The sequence below is a fragment of the Mitsuaria sp. TWR114 genome (genome assembly GCF_007997345.1).
The window spans coordinates 1-3,191 of record NZ_VOSR01000782.1; the positions used below are offsets into that span (position 1 = coordinate 1).

5 protein-coding genes are annotated in these 3,191 nt (G+C 71.5%); 2 read left to right on the top strand and 3 right to left on the bottom strand.

All coding sequences use genetic code 11. The features are described from left to right. Positions 1–616: hypothetical protein (locus tag FUT87_RS29325; protein WP_186830732.1), on the top strand; the 616-nt coding region annotated here is incomplete at its 5' end. Positions 617–626: 10 nt separating this feature from the next. Here FUT87_RS29325 and FUT87_RS24120 read toward each other — a convergent pair. From FUT87_RS24120 to FUT87_RS24130, 3 genes are all read right to left on the bottom strand, one after another. After that, the gene (locus FUT87_RS24120) at positions 627–1,322 is read right to left on the bottom strand and encodes a hypothetical protein (protein WP_147242634.1); all 696 of its coding nucleotides are present in this window, start codon (positions 1,320–1,322) and stop codon (positions 627–629) included. Beyond that, a complete protein-coding gene (locus FUT87_RS24125; protein WP_147242635.1) occupies positions 1,292–1,555 on the bottom strand; it encodes a hypothetical protein in 264 nt (87 codons plus the stop codon). Before FUT87_RS24125 ends, FUT87_RS24120 begins: the two co-directional genes overlap by 31 nt. A gap of 292 nt (positions 1,556–1,847) precedes the next feature. Next, entirely contained in the window at positions 1,848–2,888 is a 1,041-nt protein-coding gene (locus FUT87_RS24130; RefSeq protein WP_091725882.1) for a zinc-binding alcohol dehydrogenase family protein, read from the bottom strand. A gap of 150 nt (positions 2,889–3,038) precedes the next feature. Here FUT87_RS24130 and FUT87_RS24135 point away from each other — a divergent pair. Next, positions 3,039–3,191, top strand: a 153-nt coding sequence (locus FUT87_RS24135) for a LysR family transcriptional regulator (protein WP_147242636.1), incomplete at its 3' end; no start/stop codon positions are given.

Sequence of the window (3,191 nt, forward strand, 5' to 3'; positions counted from 1 at the left end):
GCAGCGTGCGGCATCGCTGCTGCCCGCCGAGCGCGGCGCGCTGCAGGCGGAGCGGCGCCAGCTGTGCTGCCTGAGTTGCGGCGGTCCGGCCGACGGCAAGGGCGAGGACTGCCCCTGGTGCCGGAGCCCGCTGCTGATGATCGACATGCCGCGCCTGACGAACGCGCTGCGCCGGCGCTCGCCCTCGGAGCCGCTGCTGATGCCCAGCGGCGGCAAGCCGGTCGGCTGGGCCTGCCGCGGCTGCGGCGCGCCGATGGATCCGACGCGCGAGACGCGCTGCGGGCATTGCCATCACGCGGTGGTGGTGCCGTCGCTGGAGGAACTCGGGCCCTTGCTCGATGCGCTCGAGCACGACGGGCGCGTCGCCGAGGACGAGGCGGAGCAGGAGCGCCGCCGGCGGCTGGCCTCCTATGTCACGCCCAGCGATCCGGCGGGCGGCAAGCATGGCCACTTCTGGCGAGGCGACTACGAGAAGCGTTACGACCGGGAGAACGCCCGCCGCGATCGCGGAGGCAGCCGCGAATGGCCGAGCTCCGGATGGCCCGAATCCAGCGGCGGCTCGCCGCCGACGCTGGTGGAGATCGCGCTGCGGATCGCCGCGCTGCTGCTGCGCTGAGCCGGAGCGCTCAGAGCTCCAGCAATCCGATCGGCTTGGTGCAAGCCGGCGGCGTGCCGCCACCGCGCACGACGAAGGGCAGCTCGCCCCACGGACCGGAATCGCGCGGGCAGCCGTTGCGCAGCGTGCCGCCGGGGCAGGCGCAGCCCTTGGTCTTGACCAGCTTGTCCAGCGTCTGCGACTGCTGCGGATTGAGCTTGGGCAGGTCGTGGCGGAAGACCAGCTGCAGCGCCGTCGTCGGCGCCGGCGCGTCCAGCGTCGGCACCGGGCCCAGCAGCGTGGCCATAGCCTGGGTTTCCTTCAGCGCCGCCGCGGGCTTCATGCCCTTGGCGCGCCGCAGGTAGTTCAAGGCCACCTCCATCGCCGCGTAGCCGCGCGCGGCCGAGGCGGTGAAGGGCTTGCGGAAGGCCGCGCCGTAGGTGTTGGCCACCTGGTCCCAGCGGCCGCGGTCGACCGTCAGCACCGGGCACAGCACCGCGTCCACGCGCTCGGACAGCGTCGCGTCGAAGTCCATCCAGCACGAGGTCCGCGCGCTGATCCGCAGCCCGGTCTGGCGGCGCAGGTCGGCGGCGATCTTCTCGCCGGCATTGAGCTCGATGCGGCCCAGCTGCAGCTGCAGGTCCTGGTCCTTGACCCGCTCGGCATTGCTGGAGATGAAGGGGATGCCGGCCGCCTTCAGCGCGTCGCGCCGGCGTTGATCTCGCACCAGTTGCCCAGCACCAGGTCCACCTTGGCCTTGATGAATTCCTGGGAGATCGCATCGGCCTTGCGGGCGTCGCAGCCGCTGTCCTTGATGACCAGCTTGGGCGCCGCGTCCCCGGGCCAGGTCTTGAGCGCGAGCGTCATGCCCAGCTGCAGCTCCTCGGCCTGCGCCGTGCTCGGGTAGCTGCCCGGCAGGATCACGCCGATGGTGGCGGCGGTGGCCGAGCGCCGGCGCACAGAAGGGCCGCCGGCAGGACGGCGGCCAGGACCTTGCGGATGTTCATGACGATCCCTCGCTCTGCATGGCCGTGGTCGGCCGTTGTTGATTCGCCGGACGCGTCGTGGCGTCCGAGGCCGCAGGTATCGCCTGCGCGAGGCCGTCGCGCACTGGAGGTTTTCCCGAGCCGCGCGCCAATGAAAACGCCCCGGCGGGCCGGGGCGGTAAGACGTCACAACTGTGACGAGAAGTGCGGCATGCGCGCAACGCGGACCTCGCGGCCCCGACGTTCAGGCCGCGCTCAGGCCCCGTTCAGGCGGGCCAGCCCTGCAGCACCAGCTTGCCGCGCTGGCGCTGGCTCTCCTGCAGCGCATGGGCGCGCCGGAGGTGCTCGGCGGAGATCGGACCGACGACGTCGGCCAGCGTCGTGCGCAGTTGCCCCGCGTCGACCAGCGCGGCGACCTCGGCCAGCAGCCGGCCCTGGGCGGCGATGTCGTGCGTCGCATGCATGCTGCGCGTGAACATCAGTTCCCAGTGCAGCGACAGCGACTTGCCCTTCAGCGCCATCACGTCGATGTCGCCCGGACCGAAGTCATCGATCAGCGCCAGCTTGCCCTGCGGTTCGAGGGCCTCGACCAGGCCTGGGAAGTGCTGCGGCGTGTGGGTCAGGCTGGTGACGTAGCGCAGCGGCGGCGCGCCGTCGCGCTGCAGGGCGGCGATTTGCGGCGCGATCGGCTCGCGGTGGTTGATCACGTGATGCGCGCCCAGTGAGCGCAGCCAGCGGCCGCCTTCGCCCTCCGGCTCGGAGCTGGTGCCGATGACGGTCAGGTGGGTCTGGCGTCGTGCCAGCTGGACCAGGATGGAGCCGACGCCCCCCGCCGCGCCGGTGACCAGCAGGCTGACCGGACGGTCCGCCTGCTGCTGCACCTGCAGGCGGTCGAACAGCAGTTCCCAGGCGGTGATCGCGGTCAGCGGCAGCGCGGCCGCCTCGGCGTCGCTCACCGTCGTGGGCGCGCGGGCCGCGATGCGGTGGTCGACGCACTGGAACTGCGCATTGCTGCCGGGGCGGGTGATGTCGCCGGCGTACCAGACCCGGTCGCCGACGGCGAAGCCGCTGACCTCGGGCCCGATCGCGCGCACCGTGCCGACCGCGTCCCAGCCCAGGATCACCGGCGTCGTGCCGTCGGCGCTGGCGCGGCGCACCCGGATCTTGGTGTCCACCGGATTGACGGCGACCGCGGCGACCTCGACCAGCAGGTCCTTCGGTCCGGGGGCGGGCAGGGGCAGGTCCAGGTCGAGCAGCGACTCGGACGCGGTAATGGGCAATGACTGGAAGTAGCCGACGGCTTTCATGAGACGACTCCTTTTAAGGATTGGGAGACAGGAAGAGGGGATGACGATCCGCAGGGGACGGATGGTGCGCGCTTGGGCAGAATCAATGAAGTCTGCTGAATGGCTATCAGTTTCAAGCCTGGATTGAAGATTCCCCGAGGAGGACGGCTCATGGACATCGAGAACACCGCCGAGCTGCGCCTGCTGATCGAGTGCGCGCGGGGCGGCAGCCTGACGGCGGCGTCGCGCGAGATGGGCATCACGCCGGCGGCGGCCAGCGCGATGCTGAAGAAGCTGGAGGCGCGGCTGGGCGTGCGGCTGGCC